This is a genomic window from Streptomyces misionensis (genome assembly GCF_900104815.1).
GTDB lineage: Bacteria > Actinomycetota > Actinomycetes > Streptomycetales > Streptomycetaceae > Streptomyces > Streptomyces misionensis.
The window spans coordinates 2,800,265-2,821,731 of sequence record NZ_FNTD01000004.1 but is presented as its reverse complement, the minus strand read 5'-3'; the positions used below and the strand labels follow the sequence as shown (position 1 = coordinate 2,821,731).

Genomic DNA, 21,467 nt, shown 5'->3' with positions numbered 1-21,467 from the left:
CTGCGTATGGTGACGGGGTGACTCAGGGCGCTTCGACAGGAACCTCCGGCTACCTCCGATTCCCGCACCTGCACGGCGACTTGGTGACCTTCGTCGCCGAGGACGACGTCTGGCTGGCCCCCCTCGACGGGGGCCGCGCCTGGCGGGTCAGCGCGGACAACGTGCCCGTGGACCACCCCCGCATCTCGCCCGACGGCACCACCCTCGCCTGGACCTCCACCCGCGACGGCGCCCGCGAGGTGCACATCGCCCCCGTCGAGGGCGGACCCGCCAAGCGCCTGACCCACTGGGGCAGTTCGCGGACCCAGGTGCGCGGCTGGACCCCCGGGGGACAGGTCCTCGCGCTGAGCACCGCCGGTCAGCCCAGCCTGCGCCGCACCTGGGCCCGCGCCGTCCCGCTCGACGGCGGACCCGCCGCCACCCTGCCCTACGGCCCGGTCGGCGACGTCGCGTTCGGCCCGCACACCGTGCTGCTGTCCGCCCCCATGGGCCGCGAGGCCGCCTGGTGGAAGCGCTACCGGGGCGGCACCGCAGGCAAGTTGTGGATCGACCGGGAGGGAACCGGGGAGTTCGTCCGGCTGCACGAGGAACTGGACGGGAACATCGAACACCCCGGCTGGGTCGGCGACCGCATCGCCTTCCTCAGCGACCACGAGGGCACCGGCGCCGTGTACTCCTCCCGCGCCGACGGCTCCGACCTGCGCCGCCACTCGCCGCTCGACGGCTTCTACGCCCGCCACGCCACCACCGACGGCACCCGCGTCGTCTACTCCAGCGCCGGCCGGCTCTGGCTGCTGGACGACCTCGACGGCGCCGCCCCGCGCCCCCTGGACATCCGCCTCGGCGGCCCCCGCGTGGACCTCCAGCCCTTCCAGACGGGCACCTCCCGCTGGTTCGGCTCGGCCGCGCCCGACCACACCGCCCGGGGCAGCGCGGTCGCCGTGCGCGGCACCGTCCACTGGGTCACCCACCGCGCCGGGCCGGTGCGCGCGCTCGCCGCCGAACCCGGCGTCCGCGCCCGGCTGCCCCGCACCTTCCGCGCCGACGGCGAGGAATGGGTGGTGTGGGTGACCGACGCCGAGGGCGAGGACGCCCTGGAGTTCGCGCCCGCCACCGGCCTCGCCCTCGGCGCCACCCCGCGCCGGCTGGCCGCCGGACGGCTCGGCCGGGTCCTCGCACTCGCCATGGCGCCCGACGGCAGCCGCGCCGCCGTCGCCTCCCACGACGGCCGGCTGCTGCTGGTCGAGCGGGAGACCGGCGAGGTCCGCGAGGTCGACCGCAGCGAGGACGGCGACGTACGCGACCTGACCTTCTCGCCCGACTCCGCCTGGCTCGCCTGGAGCCACCCCGGCCCGCGCCCGCTGAGCCAGCTGCGCCTCGCCCACACCACCGACCTGACCGTCAGCGAGGCCACCCCGCTGCGCTTCCGGGACCACGCGCCCGCCTTCACCCTGGACGGCAGGCACCTCGCCTTCCTCTCCAACCGCTCCTTCGACCCGGTCTACGACGAGCACGCCTTCGACCTGGCCTTCGTGGAGGGCACCCGCCCCTACCTGATCACCCTCGCCGCCACCACCCCGTCCCCGTTCGGACCGCAGCGCCACGGCCGCCCCTTCGAGACCTCCGACAAGGAGGAGACCCCGGACAGCGAGGGCGTGCCCACCACCCGGATCGACCTCGACGGGCTCGCCGACCGCATCGTGCCCTTCCCGGTGGAGGCCGCCCGCTACTCCCACCTGCGCGCCGCCAAGGACGGCGTGCTCTGGCTGCGGCACCCGCTGCACGGCGTCCTCGGCGCCTCCCGCGCCACCCCCGACGACCCCGACCCGCACACCGAGCTGGAGCGCTACGACCTCGTCCAGCAGCGCCTGGAGCACCTGGCCGCGGACGCCGACCGGATCGAGGTCAGCGGCGACGGCAAGCGGGTGCTGCTGTGGACCGACGGCAAGCTGAAGGTCGTCCCCAGCGACCGGCGCGCCTCCGCCGACGAGGACAGCGACTCCAACATCACCGTCGACCTCGGCCGCATCCGGCAGACGATCGACCCCGCCGCGGAATGGCGGCAGATGTACGAGGAGACGGGCCGCATCATGCGGGACAACTTCTGGCGGCCCGACATGGGCGGCGTCGACTGGGACGGCGTCCTCGACCGCTACCGTCCCGTCCTCGACCGCCTCGCCACCCACGACGACCTGGTGGACCTCCTGTGGGAGGTGCACGGCGAACTCGGCACCTCGCACGCCTACGTCATCCCGCGCGGCGGCTACGGCGGCGGCCCCCGCCAGGGTCTGCTCGGCGCCGACATCTCCCGCCACGAGGACGGCAGCTGGCGCATCGACCGCATCCTGCCCAGCGAGACCTCCGACCCCGAAGCGCGCAGCCCGCTCGCCGCGCCCGGCGTCGCCGTCCGCCCCGGGGACGCGATCCTCGCCGTCGCCGGCCGCCCGGTCGACCCGGTGACCGGCCCCGGCCCGCTGCTGACCGGCACGGCCGGACGCCCCGTGGAACTCACCGTCTCGCCCTCCAGCGGCGGCGAGGCCCGCCACGTCGTCGTGGTCCCGCTCGCCGACGAGGAGCCGCTGCGCTACCACGACTGGGTCGCCGGCCGCCGCGCCCACGTCCACGAGCGCTCCGGCGGCCGCCTCGGCTATCTGCACGTGCCCGACATGCAGGCGCCCGGCTGGGCCCAGCTCCACCGCGACCTGCGCGTCGAGGTCGCCCGCGAGGGTCTGATCGTGGACGTGCGCGAGAACCGGGGCGGCCACACCTCCCAGCTCGTCGTGGAGAAACTGGCCCGCCGGATCGTCGGCTGGGACGTGCCCCGCGGCATGCGTCCCGAGAGCTATCCGGGCGACGCCCCGCGCGGCCCCGTCGTCGCCGTCGCCAACGAGTTCTCCGGCTCCGACGGCGACATCGTCAACGGCGCGATCAAGGCCCTCGGCATCGGTCCGGTCGTCGGCACCCGCACCTGGGGCGGCGTCATCGGCGTCGACAGCCGCTACCGCCTGGTCGACGGCACCCTGGTCACCCAGCCCAAGTACGCCACCTGGCTGGAGGGCCAGGGCTGGAACATGGAGAACCACGGCGTGGACCCGGACGTGGAGGTCGTCCAGCGCCCCCAGGACTGGGCGCGGGGCACGGACACCCAGCTGGACGAGGCGATAAGGCTGGCGCTGGAGGCGCTGGCGGCCTCGCCCGCGAAGACACCGCCGGCCCTGCCCGACTGACCGGCCACCGCGCACGCGTCACCCGAACGACTACCATGCCCCCGTAACGATCACCGGCACAGAGGAGCGGCGCATGCCCGGAGAACCGCAAGAGGACTGCCTGTTCTGCGAGATCGTCGCGGGTCGCGTCCCGGCGACCGTCGTCCGCGAGACGGACACCACCGTCGCCTTCCGGGACATAAACCCCCAGGCGCCCACCCACGTCCTGGTGATCCCCAAGGCCCACTACGCGAACGCCGCCGAACTGGCCGCGGGCGCCCCGGAGCTCGCCGCCGACGTGCTGCGCGAGACCAAGGCCGTGGCCGACGAGGAGAAGCTCGACAGCTACCGCCTCGTCTTCAACACCGGCAGCGGCGCCGGCCAGACCGTCTGGCACGCCCACGCGCACGTCCTCGGCGGCCGTGGCCTGCAGTGGCCGCCCGGATAGCAGGCCGTGTCCGTCCGTGAACTGGTGGTGCTCGGCACCGCCAGCCAGGTCCCGACCCGGCACCGCAACCACAACGGCTATCTGCTGCGCTGGGACGGCGAGGGCATCCTGTTCGACCCCGGCGAGGGCACCCAGCGGCAGATGCTGCGCGCCGGGGTCGCCGCCCACGACCTGAACCGCCTGTGCGTCACCCACTTCCACGGCGACCACTCCCTCGGCCTCGCCGGGGTCATCCAGCGGATCAACCTGGACCAGGTACCGCACGAGGTCACCGCGCACTACCCGGCCTCCGGGCAGCGCTTCTTCGACCGGCTGCGGTACGCCACCGCCTACCGGGAGACCGTCCGCCTCGCCGAGGCGCCGGTGGCCGCCGACGGCATCCTCGCGGTGACGCCGTCGTACACCCTTCAGGCCCGGAAGCTGTCGCACCCGGTGGAGTCCTACGGCTACCGGCTGACCGAGCCCGACGGCCGCCGGATGCTGCCCGAGCGGCTCGCCGCGCACGGCATCAAGGGCCCGGACGTGGGCGTGCTCCAGCGCGAGGGGCGGCTCGGGGACGTGACGCTGGCGGAGGTCAGCGAGGTACGGCGCGGACAGCGGTTCGCGTTCGTCATGGACACCCGGCTCTGCGAGGGCGTGCACGCGCTCGCCGAGGGCTGCGACCTGCTCGTCATCGAGTCCACCTTCCTGGACGAGGACGAGCGACTGGCCGCGGAACACGGCCACTTGACGGCCGGTCAGGCCGGAGCCGTGGCGCGGGACGCGGGGGTGCGGCACGTCGTGCTGACCCACTTCAGCCAGCGCTACCCGGAGCCGGAGGAGTTCGAGCGGCAGGCGCGGGCCGCCGGCTTCACGGGGGAGCTGACCGTGGCGTACGACCTGCAGAGAGTGCCGGTTCCGAAACGACGGTGAAGGGCTCGTACCATGCTCTGATGCCCCTCCCCAAAGCAGAACTGCACCTCCACATCGAAGGCACGCTGGAGCCGGAGCTGGCCTTCGAGCTGGCCGCCCGCAACGGCGTGGAGCTGGCGTACGCCGACACCGACGAGCTGCGCGAGGCGTACCGGTTCCAGGACCTCCAGTCGTTCCTGAACCTGTACTACGAGCTGATGGCCGTCCTGCGCACCGAGCGCGACTTCGAGGACCTGGCCAACGCCTATCTGGCCCGCGCCGCCGCGCAGGGCGTGCGGCACGCGGAGATCTTCTTCGACCCGCAGGCCCACCTCGCCCGGGGCCTGACCATGGGCACGGTGGTGGAGGGGCTGTGGCGGGCGCTCGGCCGCAGCGAGCAGAACCACGGCGTCTCCACCCGGCTGATCCTGTGCTTCCTGCGCGACGAGTCCGCCGAGTCCGCGCTGGAGACCCTCGAGGCCGCGCGGCCGTACCTGGACCGGATCACCGGCATCGGCCTGGACTCGGCCGAGGTCGGGCACCCGCCGGCGAAGTTCCGCGAGGTGTACGAGGCCGCCGCCGCGCTCGGCCTGCGCCGGGTGGCGCACGCCGGCGAGGAGGGGCCGCCGGAGTACATCACCGAGGCCCTGGACGTGCTCGGCGTCGAGCGCGTCGACCACGGGCTGCGCTGCATGGAGGACCCGGCCCTGGTGGAGCGGCTGGTGCGGGAGCGCGTCCCGCTCACCCTGTGCCCGCTGTCCAACGTCCGGCTGCGCACCGTGGACACCCTGGCCGACCACCCGCTGCCGGCCATGCTGGACGCCGGGCTGCTGTGCACGGTCAACTCCGACGACCCGGCCTACTTCGGCGGGTACGCCGACGACAACTTCCGGGCCGTGGGCGAGACCCTGGGCCTGGGCGAGGACCGGCTGCGCGAGCTGGCCCGCAACTCCTTCCTCGCCTCCTTCCTGGAGGACGACGAGGAGCGCCGCGCCCGCTGTCTCGCCGAGGTGGCGGCCTACGCGTTCTGAGCGGTCCCCGGCATGGGATATGCTTGATCATGTCGAGGCCGCCGGGGCAACTCCCGGAGCCCGGCAGTGCGTTGGTGGTCCAAGGAAAGACGCCCCACTTCCTGTGGGGAGATGCAGGTGCAAGGCCTGCCCGGCGCTCTACGCGAGCCCCATCCCGCCGTGTGCGGGGTGGGGCTCTTCGCGTGCGCGGACCCGGCCGTATGCCCGTGCGCGGTGGTCGCCGTGGTGCACACTGGCCAGACCCGCACACGTCAGGGAGCGCACCGTGACCTCGTCGCACACCCTCACCGGAGAGGAACCCGAGCACCTCACCCAGGCCGGACGCAGGCAGGCCCAGGTCGACCCGCTCGCCGCGCTGCGCGAGCCCGGCGACCCGCCCTGGGACGTCTACCTCACGGGCACCGTCTTCCTCGACATCATCTTCACCGGCCTGGACTCGGCGCCCGTGCGCGGCACCGAGTCCTGGGCCCGCGGCATGGGCTCCAGCCCCGGCGGCGTCGCCAACATGGCCAGCGCCCTGGCCCGCCTCGGGCTGCGCACCTCGCTCGCCGCGGCCTTCGGGGACGACCACTACGGGGAGTACTGCTGGGACGCGCTCGCCCAGGGCGAGGGCATCGACCTCGCCGCGTCGCGCACGGTGCCCGGCTGGCACTCGCCGGTGACGGTCTCCATGGCGTACGAGGGCGAGCGGACCATGGTCTCGCACGGGCACGAGCCGCCGCCGGAGGAGCCGGCCCCCGACTGCCCGCCGCGCGCCCGGGCCGCCGTCGCCTCGCTCACCCCGGGGCGGCGGGCGCCGTGGATCGCGCAGGCCGCGCGGGAGGGCACCCGGATCTTCGCCGACGTCGGCTGGGACGAGACCGGCGCGTGGGACCTCGCCGGGCTGCCCGACCTGGAGCACTGCGAGGCGTTCCTGCCGAACGCGGAGGAGGCCAAGCGGTACACGGGCGCCGACTGCCCGCGGCTCGCGGCGCACGCGCTGACCGAGTACGTGCCGGTGGCCGTGGTGACCCTCGGGTCCGAGGGGGCGTACGCGGTGGACCGGCGCACCGGGGAGGCGGCGGAGGTGCCGGCCATCGCGGTGGAGGCGCTGGACCCCACGGGCGCGGGCGACGTGTTCGTCGCCGGGTTCGTGACCGGGTCCCTGGCGGGGTGGCCGCTGGCGGACCGGCTGGCGTTCGCGGGACTCACGGCGGCGCTGTCGGTGCAGGAGTTCGGGGGGTCGCTGTCGGCGCCGGGGTGGTCGGAGATCGGGGCGTGGTGGCGGCGGGTCCAGTCCGTGCCGGGGCAGGACCGGGCGGCGCTGCGCCGGTACGCGTTCCTCGACCGGCTGGTGCCGGAGGAACTGGACCGGCCCTGGCCGCTGCGCCGGGCGGTGCCCACGATCGGGTTCCGCCGCTCCGGCTGACGGCACGGGGACGGGGGCGGGGGCCGGCCGGTCCCGGAAGGTGCGCGTCGGAAAAGCCCTACGGGCTTGTCAGCCGTCCGGCGTACCCTGGAGGGGACGAGGCCGCCCTGCGTCGTGGCGGCCGTGATCAGGAGGAAGCGCAGGCCTTCAGCGCCGGCCCATGACACAGACACCCACAGCTCACACCCCCGCGCAGGAGCAGGCGAGAGCGCAGTTCACCGTCCCCGCCCAGCACCCCATGGTGACCGTGCTGGGTTCCGGTGACTCCCTTCTGCGCGTGATCGAGAGGGCCTTCCCGGCGGCCGACATCCACGTCCGGGGCAATGAGATCAGCGCGGCCGGCGATCCCGTCGACGTCGCCCTGATCTCGCGCGTGTTCGACGAGATGATGCTGGTGCTCCGCACCGGGCAGCCGATGACGGAGGACGCAGTGGAACGCTCGATCGCCATGCTCAAGGCGAGCGAGAACGGTACGAGCGACGGACCGGAGACCCCGGCCCAGGTGCTGACGCAGAACATCCTGTCCTCGCGTGGCCGCACCATCCGCCCGAAGACCCTCAACCAGAAGCGCTATGTCGACGCGATCGACAAGCACACCGTCGTCTTCGGCATCGGCCCCGCCGGTACCGGCAAGACGTACCTGGCCATGGCCAAGGCGGTGCAGGCGCTCCAGTCCAAGCAGGTCAACCGGATCATCCTGACCCGTCCGGCGGTCGAGGCCGGCGAGCGGCTCGGCTTCCTGCCCGGCACGCTCTACGAGAAGATCGACCCGTACCTGCGCCCGCTGTACGACGCGCTGCACGACATGCTCGACCCGGACTCCATCCCGAAGCTGATGGCCTCCGGCACGATCGAGGTCGCGCCGCTGGCCTACATGCGCGGCCGCACGCTCAACGACGCCTTCATCATCCTGGACGAGGCCCAGAACACGAGCCCCGAGCAGATGAAGATGTTCCTCACCCGGCTCGGCTTCGACTCGAAGATCGTGATCACGGGTGACGTGACGCAGGTCGACCTGCCGAACGGGCAGAAGTCGGGTCTGCGGCAGGTGCAGGAGATCCTGGAGGGCGTCGAGGACGTCCACTTCTCCCGGCTGTCGTCCCACGATGTCGTCCGGCACAAGCTGGTGGGCCGTATTGTCGACGCGTACGAGAAGTACGACAGCAAGAACGGCACCGAGAACGGCTCCCCCAAGGGCGGCCGTGGCAGGACCGGCGCCAAGGGCACCCAGGGGAAGTAGACCGGCACGAGCATGTCGATCGACGTCAACAACGAATCCGGCACCGAGGTCGACGAGCAGGCGATCCTCGACATCGCCCGCTACGCGCTCGCGCGGATGCGCATCCACCCGCTCTCCGAGCTGTCGGTGATCGTCGTGGACGCCGACGCCATGGAGCAGCTGCACATCCAGTGGATGGACCTGCCCGGGCCCACCGATGTCATGTCCTTCCCGATGGACGAGCTGCGTCCGCCGGGCAAGGACGACGACGAGCCGCCGCAGGGGCTGCTCGGCGACATCGTGCTGTGCCCGGAGGTCGCCGCCAAGCAGGGGGCCGACGCGCCCACCAAGCACTCCATGGACGAGGAGCTCCAGCTGCTCACCGTCCACGGCGTGCTGCACCTGCTCGGCTACGACCACGAGGAGCCCGACGAGAAGGCCGAGATGTTCGGGCTCCAGGCCGCCATCGTGGACGGCTGGCGGGCCGAGCACGGCCTGACCGGGCCCTCCCCGGCGCCGACCGTCTCGTAAGCGAGCCGTATGTCCCCGCAGATCGTGATCGGCGCGATCGCGCTGGTCGTCGTCGCCTGGCTCGCCGCCTGCGCGGAGGCGGGCCTCGCCCGGGTCTCCAGCTTCCGGGCCGAGGAGGCCGTGAAGTCCGGGCGGCGCGGCGGCGCCAAGCTGGCGCAGGTCGCCGCCGACCCCACCCGCTACCTCAACGTGGCCCTGCTGGTCCGTGTCGCCTGCGAGATGGCGGCCGCCGCCCTGGTCACCTACGCCTGTCTGGAGGCTTTCCCGGCCACCTGGCAGGCCCTGCTGGTCGCCATCGCCGTGATGGTCCTGGTGTCGTACGTCGCCGTCGGCGTCTCGCCGCGCACCATCGGCCGCCAGCACCCGCTGAACACGGCGACCTTCGCCGCGTACGTGCTGGTGCCGCTGGCCCGGGTGATGGGCCCGGTCCCGTCGCTGCTGATCCTCCTCGGCAACGCGCTGACCCCCGGCAAGGGCTTCCGGCACGGCCCGTTCGCCTCCGAGGCGGAGCTGCGCGCCCTGGTCGACCTCGCCGAGAAGGAGTCGCTGATCGAGGACGAGGAGCGCCGCATGGTGCACTCCGTCTTCGAGCTGGGCGACACCCTGGTGCGCGAGGTCATGGTGCCGCGCACCGACCTGGTGACCATCGAGCGGTTCAAGACGATCCGGCAGGCCCTCACCCTCGCCCTGCGCTCCGGGTTCTCCCGGATTCCGGTGACCGGCGAGAGCGAGGACGACATCGTCGGGATCGTGTACCTGAAGGACCTGGTCCGCAAGACGCACATCAGCCGGGAGGCGGAGAGCGACCTGGTGTCCACCGCCATGCGCCCGGCCGTGTTCGTGCCCGACACCAAGAACGCCGGCGATCTGCTGCGCGAGATGCAGAAGGAGCGCAACCACGTCGCCGTCGTCATCGACGAGTACGGCGGCACGGCGGGCATCGTCACCATCGAGGACATCCTGGAGGAGATCGTCGGCGAGATCACCGACGAGTACGACCGGGAACTCCCGCCCGTCGTCGACCTCGGCGACGACCGCTACCGGGTCACCGCCCGCCTCGACATCACCGACCTCGGCGAGCTGTACGGCCTGGAGGAGTACGACGACGAGGACGTGGAGACGGTTGGCGGACTGCTCGCCAAGGCCCTCGGGCGCGTGCCCATCGCGGGCGCGTCCGCGCAGGTCGAACTCCCCGACGAGCGGCGGCTGAAGCTGACCGCGGAGGCGTCGGCCGGCCGCCGGAACAAGATCGCCACGGTGCTGGTGGAACCCGCCGGGTCCGACGAGGAGGAGAAGCCCGAGTGACCCCCCAGGAGCTGCGCGCCTTCTGCCTGTCGTTCAACGCGGCGGTGGAGGACTTCCCGTTCGACACGCAGACCTCGGTCTTCAAGGTGCTGGGCAAGATGTTCGCCCTGACGAACCTGGGCGCGCGGCCCCTGACGGTCAACCTCAAGTGCGATCCGGAGGACGCGGTACGGCTGCGCGCCGACCACGAGGGCCTGATCGTTCCCGGCTGGCACATGAACAAGCGGCACTGGAACACCGTCACCGCCGACGGCGCCCTGCCGGACCGGCTGCTGCGGGAGCTGGTCGAGGACTCCTACGACCTCGTCGTGGCGGGGCTGCCCAGGGCGCAGCGGCTGCGGCTGGACCGGCCGTAACCACGTTGCCCGGCGCGGTCGTCCTTCGGGAACATCCTGTGCATGACGACGCGATACCCGCGCCCCCTGCGCCCCGGTGACCGTATCGGCGTGACCTCGCCCTCCTCGGGCGTGGCCGGACCCCTCAGGGCGCGCCTCGACGCCGCGATCGAGGTGGTCGAGGCGCGCGGCTACGAGGTGGTCGTCGGCCGGTGCATGGACGGCGCCACCCACGTCAGCGCCCCGGCGGCCGAACGCGCCGCCGAGCTGACGCGGATGCTGACCGACCCCGCGATCCGGGCCGTGGTGCCGCCGTGGGGCGGCGAGACGGCCATCGACCTGATGCCCCACCTGGACTTCGAGGCGATCGGCCGGGCCGAGCCCACCTGGCTCGTCGGCTACTCGGACATGTCGACCGTGCTCGCCCCGCTGACCCTGCTGACCGGGGTGGCGACCGTGCACGGCAACTGCCTCATGGAGACCCCGTACCGGACGCCCGAGGGGCTGCTGTCCTGGCTGGACGTCGTGGCCGCGCCCCAGGGCGGGCCGTTCGCCCAGACCCCGCCCGGCCGGCACTACACCGGCGGCCGGCCCGACTGGGTCGGCGACCCCGGGATGCGCGAACTGCCCCTGGAGGGCACGGGCGGCTGGCGGCGGCTCGACGCCGACGGGGACGTGGACGTCGAGGGGCGGCTGATCGGCGGCTGCATCGAGACCGTCGCCCCGCTCGCCGGCACCCGTTACCTCGACCCGGCGCGCCTCGCGGGCGACGGGCCGCTGCTCGTCTACGTCGAGGCCTGCGAGGACGGCGCGCTCACCATCGCCCGTCATCTGCACGGCATGCGCCTCGCCGGGTTCTTCGACCGGGCGGCCGCCGTCCTGGTCGGCCGCACCCGCGCCCCCGACGCGCCGGCCCTCACCCAGCACGAGGCCGTCCTCGACGCGCTCGGGCCGCTCGGCGTGCCGATCGTCGCCGATGTCGAGTGCGGGCACGTGGCGCCGTACCTCCCGCTGGTGAACGGCGCGCGCGGCCGTGTGGTGCACACGGCCGCGCGGAGCGAGATCGTTCAGGTCCTGGACTGAGTCCGGCGCAGGGCCAGGCCGATCAGGGCCGCGGCGGCGAGGACGATCGCCGCGTCCAGGGCGACCACGGTGTGCACGCCGGACAGCAGGTCGCCGGAGGTGGTGGCCAGGACGCCCAGCAGCGGGATGCCGATCGTGATGCCGACCTGCTGCGTGGAGGTCACCAGGCCGGTGGCCAGGCCCTGCTCCTCGTCCGGGACGCCCGAGGTGACCGTCAGGCCGTAGGAGATGATCGCGCCCAGGTGGCACATGCTGGCCAGGGCGACCGCGGCGGTGGCGAGCCACGCCGACCAGCCGTGGGTGTCCAGCAGGAGCAGGGTCGCGATCAGGGCGCCCTGGCCGGTCAGTGAGCAGACCAGGGTGCGGCGAGCGCCGAGGCGGCCGATGACCTTCGGCGCGAGGGTGCCGGCCACGACGGACAGCAGGCCCTGGACGCCGAAGACCAGACCGGTCTCGAAGGCGGACAGACGCAGGATCTCCTGGAGGTACAGGGTCAGCACGAAGACGATGGTGGACATCATCGAGAAGGTGACCAGACCGCCCAGGTTGCCCCACGCCACCGTGCGCCGGCGCAGCATCGGCAGCGAGACCAGGGGCGCGGCCGAGCGGGACTCCACGATCGCGAACGCGGTCAGCAGCACCAGACCGGCGATCAGGGCCGCGATGACGTCGGCGCGGCCGAAGCCGTGGTCGGCGGCGGTGGACAGGGCGTAGATCAGGGACAGCAGACCGGTGGTGACGGTGACCGCGCCGGGCACGTCCAGGCGTGGGCGCTCCGGGGCCGGGGCACCCGCGACGCCGTGCGGGCCGCGGGGTGGCGTCTTCGGCAGCAGGCCCGGCGCGAGCGGCAGCACGATCAGCGCGAACACCGTCAGCAGGGCCATCGTGGAGCGCCAGCCGAAGGTGTCGGTGAGGGTGCCGCCCGCGACCATGCCGATGGTGAAGCCCAGCGACAGCAGGGTGCCGGAGATGCCGAGGGCGCGGTCGCGGGCCGGACCCTCCGGGAAGGTGGTGGTCAGCAGGGACATGCCGGTCGGTACGATCGCCGCCGCGCCGATCCCCTGGAGGGCGCGCCCGGCGAGGAAGGAGGCCGGGTCCCAGGCGAGGGTGGACAGCAGCGAGGCCGCGCCGAACACGGCCAGCCCGGTCAGGAACAGCCCGCGGCGCCCGAACAGGTCGCCGACGCGCCCGAACAGCAGCAGGAAGCCCCCGGAGGGCAGCGCGAACGCGGTGACGGCCCACTGGAGCGCGGACTGGCTCATGCCGAGGTCGCGGCCGAGGCCGGGCAGCGCCACGTTCAGTACGGAGAAGTCCAGCGCGACCATGAACTGGGCCGCGCACAGCACGAACAGGACGAGCTTGTCACGCGTCGACAGCCGGGGGACACCGGGTGGGGTGGTCGTCGCGGGGGAGGTCTGGGTGGTGGTGTCGATCGCCATGGCAAGAGCTTCGGCCGGACGGAATACCGGTGGGGAGTCGCAACTTATGGTGGTGGTGGCACCACCAGACAGCACCGACGGGGGAGGGGCGCCGGATGCCCGCTGCTGAGGCGACGCGAAGTCATCGCCGTGACGAACTGCGCGAGTTCCTGATGAGCCGGCGTGCCCGGGTCAGTCCCGAGGAGGCCGGGCTCCCGGCCGGCGGCGGCCGGCGCCGTACGCCCGGACTGCGCCGCGAGGAGGTCGCGGTGCTCGCCGGGGTGGGCGCCTCCTGGTACCAGTGGCTGGAGCAGGGGCGGGAGATCTCCGTCTCCCCGCAGGTGCTGGACGCGGTGGCCCGGGTGCTGCGGCTCAGCGACGCCGAACGGCGGCACCTGTACCTGCTGGCCGGGCTGAACCCGCCCGCGCCCCAAGTGGCGCCCGGGAAGCGGGACATGTGCGACGGACTGCGGCGGCTGATCGACACCTGGATGCCGTACCCGGCGCACATCATGGACCTCTACTACAACTGCGTGCTGTACAACGACGCGGCCGCGATCGTGCTCGGGATGCGCCCCGGCATCACCCAGAACTGTCTGATCGACTTCTTCACCGACCCGCTGTACCGGGAGCGCAGCCACAGCTGGGAGCGCAACGCGCGCACCGTCGTGGCGCAGTTCCGGGCCGCGTGCGCGGCGCGCCCCGAGGACGAGGGCTTCCGGGAGGTGCTCGCGCAGGCGAGCGCCGCCAGCGAGGAGTTCGCGGCGCTGTGGGCCGAGCGGGACATCGAGGACCAGGGGCAGGTGCGCAAGGAGCTGTCGCATCCGCTGGCCGGGCTGCTGGTCGTGGAGTCGACGGTGCTGAAGGTCCCCGCCCGGCCCGATCTGATGATCGTGCTGCACACCCCGCTGGACGAGGCGAACACCGCGGAGAAGCTGGAGTGGCTGGCCTCCCCGGAGGGCCGGCGGGGCGCGATGTACCCGGTGGCGGGGTGAGCGTCGTACGCCGTGGTACGGCTTCGTATGCTCGGGGCATGACCGACAGCAGCGCGCTCGACCCCGAGGACCGCAAGATCGTGACCTTGGCCCGCTCCGCGCGGGCCCGCAACGCAGTGCCCGAGGGCGCGGCCGTACGGGACGACACCGGGCGCACCTACGTCGCCGGGACGGTGGACCTGCCCTCGCTGAAGCTCAGCGCGCTGCGCACCGCCGTCGCCATGGCGGTGGCGTCCGGGGCGGCCTCCCTGGAGGCGGCGGCCGTGGTGAGCGACGCCGAGGAGGTGCCGGCCGAGGACCTGGCCGCGGTGGCCGACCTCGGGGGCGCGGACACGCCGGTGCTGCTCGCGGGCGCGGACGGCGCGGTACGGGCCACCCTGGCCGCGGGCTGAACCACCGGCCGCGGGCTGAACCACCGGAGGAGACCGGCCGAGAGGTCGCGGAAACGCGACCGTGGCGGGGTGCGGGACGGGCGCGAGCGCGTCCCGCACCGGTGCGTCTGCGTGTCGGTTCGCTGGCGCAGCGTCACCGGGGATTCGCGGTGCGGCGGGGGCTCCGGGATCAGGGACAATGAACGGCATGAGCGTTCGCACCCAGTCATCCGAGCAGCCGGCGGAAACCGTCCACCGCGCCGGCTTCGCCTGCTTCGTGGGCCGCCCCAACGCGGGCAAGTCCACCCTCACGAACGCTCTGGTCGGGCAGAAGGTGGCGATCACCTCGAACCGGCCGCAGACCACCCGGCACACCGTGCGGGGCATCGTGCACCGGCCGGACGCCCAGCTGATCCTCGTCGACACCCCCGGGCTGCACAAGCCGCGCACGCTGCTGGGCGAGCGGCTGAACGACGTGGTGCGCACCACGTGGGCCGAGGTCGACGTGATCGGGTTCTGCCTGCCGGCCGACCAGAAGATCGGGCCCGGTGACCGGTTCATCGCCAAGGAACTGGCCGGGATCAAGAAGACGCCCAAGGTCGCCGTCGTCACCAAGACCGACCTCGTGGACGCCAAGGCCCTCGCCGAGCAGCTGATCGCCATCGACCAGCTGGGCAAGGAGCTGGGCATCGAGTGGGCGGAGATCGTGCCGGTGTCGGCGGTCGGCGACAAGCAGGTGGAGCTGCTGGCCGACCTGCTGGTCCCGATGCTGCCCGAGGGGCCCGCGCTCTACCCGGAGGGCGACCTCACGGACGAGCCGGAGCAGGTGATGGTCGCCGAGCTGATCCGGGAGGCGGCGCTGGAGGGCGTGCGGGACGAGCTGCCGCACTCCATCGCGGTGGTGGTCGAGGAGATGCTGCCGCGCGAGGACCGGCCGGCGGACCGGCCCCTGCTGGACATCCACGCGAACGTCTACATCGAGCGCCCCAGCCAGAAGGGCATCATCATCGGGCCCAAGGGCAAGCGGCTCAAGGAGGTCGGGATCAAGTCCCGCAAGCAGATCGAGGCGCTGCTGGGCACGCCGGTCTTCCTCGACCTGCACGTCAAGGTGGCGAAGGACTGGCAGCGGGACCCGAAGCAGCTGCGCAAGCTGGGCTTCTGACGGGCACCGCTTGACCTCGAGCGGACTTGAGGAAGCAGTCTTCCGGCATGGACACCGAAGAGACGCGGCGACAGCTGCGGACCCTGACCGACCGTGCCGAGATCACCGATCTGCTCGACCGCTACCTGCGCTCACTGGACGACGGCGTCCTCGACGAGGAGTGGGCGCGCGCGTTCCACACCGAGGACGTCACCGCGGAGATGCCCATCGGCACCGTGCACGGCCGCGACGCCCTGCTGGCCCGCGTCCGGCGGGGCATGGCGCTGTTCGACCGCACCGTGCACCTGGGCACCAACGCCGTCATCGAGGTCGACGGCGACCGGGCCACGGCCCGTGGTGCCCAGTTGAGCACCCACGTCCTGGCGGACGGCTCGGGCGGCGTCTTCGTCTCCGCCGGCCACGCCGACACCGAACTGGTCCGGACGGCCGACGGCTGGCGGATCTCCGCGACGGCGCTGCGGGTGGTGTGGACGCAGGGCACTCCTCCGCGACTTCCGGACGACTTCGGCGCGATCGCGGCGGCCGGCGCAACCAGCGGGGCCGCCGAGAAGTCGTAGGCGACATGATCAATGCCCGCGCACGGCACGCCCTCGGCGCCGCCACGCTCATGGTGGCCCTGGCGTCATCGCTGCTCTCCTGTTCCGGCGGACCGGACACGGCTCCGCACGCGGGGGCGTCGCCCAGCCGCGACGCCCCCGCGGCGGCGCCCGTCACCGCCACCGAGGAGCCTGACGACCCGAGCACGGTGGCGCCCTCACCGGGCCCGGCGAAGGTCCGCGACGCCTTCGCCGTACTCCAGGCCACCTACAACGACGGCTGCACCACCCCGGGGAACTGCGCGTACTTCCTGAACCGCGTGCTCGACAACCTCGACGCCCTCGACGCCGCGATGAAGGCCGACCCCCAGGGGCCCGCGCACTTCGAGCAGCCCCTCGCGTGGATCGCGGGACTGCGGCGCGAACTCGGCGACGACCGCTCCTTCGAGAACCTCAAGAAGCACCAGGACCGGCTCACCGGAGTCCGGGACAGGATCAACGCCTGGATGCAGGGGCACCCGGAGGACTATCGCTGACGGGGGCCGCCCGGCCGCCGGGCCCCGTCAGCCCTGCGCCCGCAGCACGTCCCGGAACCACCGGTACGACGCCTTCGGGGTGCGCTCCAGCGTGTCGAAGTCCACGTGCACCAGCCCGAAGCGGCGCGCGTACCCCTCGGCCCACTCGAAGTTGTCCAGCAGGGACCAGACGAAGTAGCCGCGCACGTCCACGCCCGCCTCCAGCGCGGCGTGCAGGGCGCGCAGATGGGCGTCCAGGTAGGCGATGCGCTCCTGGTCGTCCAGGCCCTCGTAGGAGCAGCCGTTCTCGGTGATGACGACCGGCGGCAGCCGGTCGCCGTAGCGGTCGCGGAAGCCGCACAGCAGCTCGGTCAGCCCCTCCGGTACCACCGGCCAGCCGAAGTCGGTCAGCGGGCGGTCCTCGATCTCCCGTACCGAGAAGGGGAGTTCGGCCGGGATCGTCACACCGCCGAACTCGCCCCGCGTGCCCAGCGGGGCGCCCACCCGGGTCGGCGCGTAGTAGTTGACGCCGTACCAGTCCAGCGGTTCCGCGATCACCCGCAGGTCGGCGGCGACGTCCCCGGGCATCAGCTCGCCGAGCCCGTCCGGGTACCCGCCCAGCAGCACCGGCTCCGCGAAGAGGCGGTTGAGCAGCGTGTCGTAGAAGCCCGCCGCCGCCACGTCGTCCGGGTCGGCGGAGGCCGGCCAGGTCGGCCCGTGGGAGTTGGCGATGCCGATGTCGCGCGCGCCCGCCGCGCGCAGCGCCCGCACCGCGAGACCGTGGGCGAGGAGCTGGTGGTGGGCGACCGGGAGCGCGTCGAACAGCAGCCGCCTGCCGGGGGCGTGGGCGCCCAGGGCGTGGCCCAGGAGGGTGTGTTCGGCCGGCTCGTTGAGGGTGATCCACTTGGTGACCCGGTCGCCCAGCCGGCCGGCGACCGCCGCCACGTGGTCGGCGAAGCGGGCGGCCGTGTCCCGGTCCAGCCAGTCCAGATGGGCGGGCAGGTCCCAGTGGAAGAGGGTCGGCACCGGGCGGACGCCCGCCGCGCACAGCTCGTCCACCAGCCGGTCGTAGAAGTCCAGGCCGCCCGGGGAGGCGACCCGGGGCCAGGAGACGGAGAAGCGGTAGGCGTTCACGCCGAGACCGGCGAGCAGGGCCACGTCCTCGGGGTAGCGGTGGTAGTGGTCGCAGGCCACCGCGGCCGTGGAGCCGTCCTTCACCCGGCCCGGCTCGGCGGTGAACACGTCCCACACGGACGGGCCGCGCAGCTCGGCCGCGCCCTCGATCTGATGGGCGGAGGTGGAGACCCCCCACAGGAAGCCGGCCGGGAACCGGGGGAGCGGATCGCCCGCGTCAGTCGCCATGGCGGGATCATCCGTACCCCCGGTAACGAAGTCAACGCCCGTGTACGCGACGGTTCCAGAGCGTCTTGGTGTGGGCCGCTTGGCCCAATCGACTGGCATGCGGGGGCACGGCGTTCGGAGACTGTCCCGCATGACTCTCCATCAGCTGACCACCGGGAGGCGCGGGCGCCTGCTGACCGCGCTCGCGGCCTGCCTGTTCGCCGTCCTGGGCACCGCGCCGGGCGCGCTCGCCGACCCCCGTCCGGCCAGGGCGGCCGACTGCGTCTCCACCCCGGCCGAGTACCGGGCGGCATGGGACGCGCGCGAGGTGCGCTGTGTGGCGCCCACCCTGTTCGGCACCACCCACACCCGGGGCGACACCACCCTCTACCCGAGCGGCTTCTGGTACGCGTGGGCGGGCTCGAACACCAATCTGGAGCGGTATCTGCAACTGCGCAGCCGGTACGGCGACCAGCCCAAGACCGGGGTCGGTGTGCTGTCCTTCGTCGGCTACCCGGGCCTCGACAGCTGGGACACGCCGACCGATCTCGCCGTCTACACCCTGCCCCCCGGAGTGCGGGCGCAGGTGCCGGCGTTCGAGACCTGGTTCCGGCTGCTGGACGAGGAGTTCGGGAACACGGGCGCCTATCCGCTCGCCGCCCAGCGGGACCTGGTGCTCGCCTACTCGCGGCTGCGCAAGGGGGAGGACGTGGTCGGCGCCTTCCAGGACGTGACCGGGTGCAGGCGCGCCCAGCTCCTCAAGGGGGCGGCGCCCTCGGCGGCGATCGGCTGCAACCGGTCCTTCCTGGACGCGCTGGCGGCCGCCGGGCCCTCGCCGTACGACGGGGCCTCCTCGCTGGACTGCTTCGCCGGCTTCCAGACCCGCTACACCGGCCCGCGGAACGCCGCCGCGCTGCGGGCCGCGCTGTACCAGTGCCAGGACGCCGGATTCCTCAACACCGGTGTGGGACTGGGCTACAACACGTACGCCAACCCGTTCGTGTGCCGGCCCGCCGCCGCGCAGACGGTACGGCAGCGGTACACCGGGCGGGAGTTCATCCTCCCCAACGCGTCCTTCGCCGACCTGCCGAGCCACGTCGACATCCCGCTCGACCTCGGCACGCCGGGCCGGCGGGGATTCCTCACGAAGGGCTACTGCTAGAGGTTGTCCGGTACGGGATGTGAGTGACCCGGTGGGGGCCAGGTCGTGGAGCCGAACGATGCCGAGGCCCGGTCGGCACCGGATTCGGTGAACGCCCGGCAGTCGTTGCGGCTGCCGGGCAGTGGCAAGCCGATCGCCCCCACCAGGCGGCTGTTGGCGTCGATGACGACCCGAAGGCTGGTCGAGGACCGGTAGTTCCTGCTCGAGGCGCGGGCCGGCGAGAGGGCCTGCAGAGGTGCGAGGTGATCGCGGATGCGGTCGGCCGCCGACTTGAAGACCCTAGCCGTCGATGTCGAGCGCCGTCCCGTACAACCGGTCCACCTTCAACCGGATCACCAAACGGCGTTCCGCGACCAGCTGCTCAAGGAACGCGGCTTCGTCCTCAGGCTTCGCAGCCTCCGGGATCATCCCGAGCAATTCCCGCCCGACGGCGTCACCAGGAGCCGTCGTGCTCTCGGAGACCTCGGCCTCGCCTTCGGCGACGGCGAACGACCACACGTCGCCACCCTGCACATGCAACGCCACACGTGGGTTGCGTCGCACATGCGCGACCTTCACCCGGTCGGCCGTCGTCGAGAACCGCACAACGCGGGCCTCCGGGTCCCATCTGTACAGCATGGTGGTCAGATGGGGGTGACCACTGCGCTTGACGGTTGCGAGCGTGCCGAACTGCTGCTCGCCGAGCAGGCCGGCGAGGGCTTCGTCGGACAGGGGACGAGGTGCTGGTCCTTGAGTCATGATGCGATCAACGCCCTTGGCCGCGCGACAATTTCGCGGGTGGCCGACGTGGCCGTCCTCGGCGGCTGCGGCGCGGGCCGACTGCATCCCGCCCGCGACCAAGAGCTACGGGACAGCCCTCGGGAACCTGTCCGGACAGCACACCTGGGCGCAGGAGGACCGCTGCCAGGCGCGGAGGCGCTCCTCCGCTAAGCGCCCTCCTTGAGCACCCGGGAGATCAGCTCCCGCTGCTCGTCGGTCAGTCGTGGGTCGGCCGCGTACACCGTGCGGCCGTCCACCGTGATCTCGTAGCTGAAGCCGTCCGGCACACCGGCCGGCGGGGTGTCCTGGCCGGACGCGAGCACGCGCGCGGCCAGGCCGTCCCAGTCCGGGGCGTCGGGCCGGGCCGAGGTGTCCACCTCGGCCCGGCGCTCGATGCCGGCGAAACCGCCTGTGCGCCTCACCTGAATCCGCATGGGTCCAGTGTCGCAGTGCGCGGGGCTAGCGTGTGTGCACCCCGACCTGTTCCCACGCCTTCTCGACGGCCTCGAACTCGTCCCCGCCGCCGTAGCGGTGGCGCGCCGCCTTCAGGGTGAGCTTGGCGAAGTCGGCGAACTGGGCGTCCGACTTCAGCTCGCCGCCGGTCACCGTGTCGTACCAGATCTGCCCGGCCTTCTCCCAGGCGTGCCCGCCGAGGGCCTTGGCGGCCAGGTAGAAGGCGTGGTTCGGGATGCCGGAGTTGATGTGCACGCCGCCGTTGTCGCGGCCGGTGCGCACGTAGTGGTCCATGCTGCCCGGCTGCGGGTCCTTGCCGAGGTTCGGGTCGTCGTACGCCGTGCCCGGCGCCTTCATCGAGCGCAGCGCGGTGCCGTGCACGCCCGGCGCGAGCAGCCCGGCGCCGATCAGCCAGTCGGCCTCGGCGGCGGTCTGGCCCAGCGCGTACTGCTTGATCAGCGAGCCGAAGACATCGGAGACCGACTCGTTGAGCGCGCCGGACTGGCCGAAGTACTCCAGGTTCGCGGTGTGCTGGGTGACGCCGTGGGTCAGTTCGTGGCCGATGACGTCGACGGGGATGGTGAAGTCGAGGAAGACCTTGCCGTCGCCGTCGCCGAACACCATCTGCTCGCCGTTCCAGAAGGCGTTGTCGTAGCCCTCGCCGAAGTGCACGGTGGCGTCGAGCGGGAGGCCGTTGCCGTCGATGGACCGGCGGCCGTAGACCTTCAGATACAGGTCGAAGGTGGCGCCGAGGCCGGCGTACGCGCGGTTGACGGAGGCGTCCTGGCCCGGGTCGGAGCCCTCCTCGCGGACCTTGGTGCCGGGCAGGTCCTGGGTGTGGTGGGTGTCGTAGATGGTGCGGTGGGGACGGTCGGCGGCGGCACCTTCCGGCGGGGCGACGGCGGTCGCGCCGAGCACCGTGGTCAGCCGGCGCCGGGTGCGCTGGAAGGCGTCGTGCTCCAGGGAGCGGCGGGCGGGTGCGGACACGTCCGGGTCCTCGGCCTGGGACAGCCGGTCGAGGACGTGCGGCGGGACGATCGTGCAGAAGACGGGCTCGAAGCCCCCGTTCGTCGTCATGTACCGACCATCGCACTGAGTGACGTCGATGTCACTACTCGCAACCATCATTGGTGAAATACCGGGACAGTGGGCGCGACGCGGCGTGACGATGTGGTAGGGCGATGTGATGCGGTGCACTTTTTGTCCCTTTTGGTTCCCCGGTCCCGCATACTGGAACGCGTCCCCGGATGCTGGAAGGCATCGGCTAGGCTGCGCTGCATCATGCGTTTCGGGCTGCT

Annotated in this window: 21 protein-coding genes and 1 pseudogene; 16 read left to right on the top strand and 6 right to left on the bottom strand. The window is 72.7% G+C overall.

All coding sequences use genetic code 11. The annotated features are described in order from the left end of the window. Positions 1–17 precede the first annotated feature (17 nt). From BLW85_RS14505 to BLW85_RS14460, 10 genes are all read left to right on the top strand, one after another. Complete coding sequence (locus BLW85_RS14505; protein WP_074992266.1) at positions 18–3,227, top strand: S41 family peptidase; 3,210 nt, start codon at positions 18–20, stop codon at positions 3,225–3,227. A 73-nt stretch (positions 3,228–3,300) separates the two neighbouring features. Then, positions 3,301–3,654, top strand: a complete 354-nt coding sequence (locus BLW85_RS14500; RefSeq protein ID WP_070027034.1) for a histidine triad nucleotide-binding protein — start codon at positions 3,301–3,303, stop codon at positions 3,652–3,654. 6 nt (positions 3,655–3,660) lie between these two features. After that, positions 3,661–4,566, top strand: a complete 906-nt coding sequence (locus BLW85_RS14495; protein WP_074992265.1) for a ribonuclease Z — start codon at positions 3,661–3,663, stop codon at positions 4,564–4,566. Between the two features lie 20 nt (positions 4,567–4,586). Next, positions 4,587–5,576 (top strand): adenosine deaminase, encoded by a 990-nt coding sequence (locus BLW85_RS14490; protein WP_070027032.1) that lies wholly within the window; start codon positions 4,587–4,589, stop codon positions 5,574–5,576. Between the two features lie 265 nt (positions 5,577–5,841). Next, a complete protein-coding gene (locus BLW85_RS14485; RefSeq protein ID WP_070027031.1) occupies positions 5,842–6,984 on the top strand; it encodes a carbohydrate kinase family protein in 1,143 nt (380 codons plus the stop codon). Between the two features lie 160 nt (positions 6,985–7,144). Continuing rightward, the gene (locus BLW85_RS14480; RefSeq protein WP_071828622.1) at positions 7,145–8,224 is read left to right on the top strand and encodes a PhoH family protein; all 1,080 of its coding nucleotides are present in this window, start codon (positions 7,145–7,147) and stop codon (positions 8,222–8,224) included. A 12-nt stretch (positions 8,225–8,236) separates the two neighbouring features. Then, positions 8,237–8,734, top strand: a complete 498-nt coding sequence (gene ybeY / locus BLW85_RS14475; protein WP_070027029.1) for an rRNA maturation RNase YbeY — start codon at positions 8,237–8,239, stop codon at positions 8,732–8,734. Positions 8,735–8,743: 9 nt separating this feature from the next. After that, a complete protein-coding gene (locus tag BLW85_RS14470) occupies positions 8,744–10,039 on the top strand; it encodes a hemolysin family protein (RefSeq protein ID WP_070027028.1) in 1,296 nt (431 codons plus the stop codon). Beyond that, the gene (locus BLW85_RS14465) at positions 10,036–10,395 is read left to right on the top strand and encodes an MmcQ/YjbR family DNA-binding protein (protein WP_070027027.1); all 360 of its coding nucleotides are present in this window, start codon (positions 10,036–10,038) and stop codon (positions 10,393–10,395) included. Before BLW85_RS14470 ends, BLW85_RS14465 begins: the two co-directional genes overlap by 4 nt. 42 nt (positions 10,396–10,437) lie before the next feature. Continuing rightward, positions 10,438–11,457 (top strand): S66 family peptidase, encoded by a 1,020-nt coding sequence (locus tag BLW85_RS14460; RefSeq protein ID WP_074992264.1) that lies wholly within the window; start codon positions 10,438–10,440, stop codon positions 11,455–11,457. On the opposite strand, the gene BLW85_RS14455 is transcribed toward BLW85_RS14460, so the two are convergent. Beyond that, positions 11,442–12,896 carry an MFS transporter gene (locus tag BLW85_RS14455; protein WP_070027025.1) on the bottom strand — a complete coding sequence of 485 codons (1,455 nt, stop codon included), beginning with the start codon at positions 12,894–12,896 and terminating at the stop codon, positions 11,442–11,444. The genes BLW85_RS14460 and BLW85_RS14455 overlap by 16 nt on opposite strands. 95 nt (positions 12,897–12,991) lie before the next feature. Here BLW85_RS14455 and BLW85_RS14450 point away from each other — a divergent pair, with 95 nt between their 5' ends. The 5 genes from BLW85_RS14450 to BLW85_RS14430 all read left to right on the top strand — a co-directional run bounded on the left by BLW85_RS14450 (position 12,992) and on the right by BLW85_RS14430 (position 16,475). Further along, entirely contained in the window at positions 12,992–13,870 is an 879-nt protein-coding gene (locus tag BLW85_RS14450; RefSeq protein WP_070027024.1) for a helix-turn-helix transcriptional regulator, read from the top strand. Between the two features lie 38 nt (positions 13,871–13,908). Next, positions 13,909–14,262, top strand: coding sequence for a cytidine/deoxycytidylate deaminase family protein (locus BLW85_RS14445; RefSeq protein ID WP_074992263.1), 354 nt, complete (start codon positions 13,909–13,911; stop codon positions 14,260–14,262). Between the two features lie 187 nt (positions 14,263–14,449). After that, the gene (gene era, locus BLW85_RS14440) at positions 14,450–15,403 is read left to right on the top strand and encodes a GTPase Era (protein WP_070027249.1); all 954 of its coding nucleotides are present in this window, start codon (positions 14,450–14,452) and stop codon (positions 15,401–15,403) included. Positions 15,404–15,450: 47 nt separating this feature from the next. Continuing rightward, the gene (locus BLW85_RS14435) at positions 15,451–15,960 is read left to right on the top strand and encodes a nuclear transport factor 2 family protein (protein WP_074992262.1); all 510 of its coding nucleotides are present in this window, start codon (positions 15,451–15,453) and stop codon (positions 15,958–15,960) included. Positions 15,961–15,965: 5 nt separating this feature from the next. Then, positions 15,966–16,475: a hypothetical protein gene (locus BLW85_RS14430; protein ID WP_107409121.1), complete on the top strand. Its 510-nt coding sequence runs from the start codon at positions 15,966–15,968 to the stop codon at positions 16,473–16,475. Positions 16,476–16,502: 27 nt separating this feature from the next. On the opposite strand, the gene BLW85_RS14425 is transcribed toward BLW85_RS14430, so the two are convergent. After that, positions 16,503–17,816 carry a GH1 family beta-glucosidase gene (locus BLW85_RS14425; protein WP_074992261.1) on the bottom strand — a complete coding sequence of 438 codons (1,314 nt, stop codon included), beginning with the start codon at positions 17,814–17,816 and terminating at the stop codon, positions 16,503–16,505. A gap of 130 nt (positions 17,817–17,946) precedes the next feature. Between BLW85_RS14425 and BLW85_RS14420 the strand changes: the two genes are divergently transcribed. Beyond that, positions 17,947–18,957, top strand: a complete 1,011-nt coding sequence (locus BLW85_RS14420) for a hypothetical protein (RefSeq protein WP_074992260.1) — start codon at positions 17,947–17,949, stop codon at positions 18,955–18,957. A 65-nt stretch (positions 18,958–19,022) separates the two neighbouring features. Here BLW85_RS14420 and BLW85_RS14415 read toward each other — a convergent pair. The 4 genes and pseudogenes from BLW85_RS14415 to BLW85_RS14400 form a co-directional block, all read right to left on the bottom strand. Further along, a pseudogene (locus tag BLW85_RS14415) lies at positions 19,023–19,274 on the bottom strand (IS5/IS1182 family transposase); the annotation flags it as partial. Then, positions 19,237–19,695 (bottom strand): pyridoxamine 5'-phosphate oxidase family protein, encoded by a 459-nt coding sequence (locus BLW85_RS14410; protein WP_074996073.1) that lies wholly within the window; start codon positions 19,693–19,695, stop codon positions 19,237–19,239. The gene BLW85_RS14410 and the pseudogene BLW85_RS14415, both read right to left, overlap by 38 nt. A 188-nt stretch (positions 19,696–19,883) precedes the next feature. Beyond that, positions 19,884–20,150 carry a protealysin inhibitor emfourin gene (locus tag BLW85_RS14405; protein ID WP_070027018.1) on the bottom strand — a complete coding sequence of 89 codons (267 nt, stop codon included), beginning with the start codon at positions 20,148–20,150 and terminating at the stop codon, positions 19,884–19,886. A gap of 25 nt (positions 20,151–20,175) precedes the next feature. Next, on the bottom strand, positions 20,176–21,246 hold the full coding sequence (locus tag BLW85_RS14400; protein ID WP_070027017.1) for a M4 family metallopeptidase: 1,071 nt from the start codon (positions 21,244–21,246) through the stop codon (positions 20,176–20,178). Positions 21,247–21,467 lie beyond the last annotated feature (221 nt).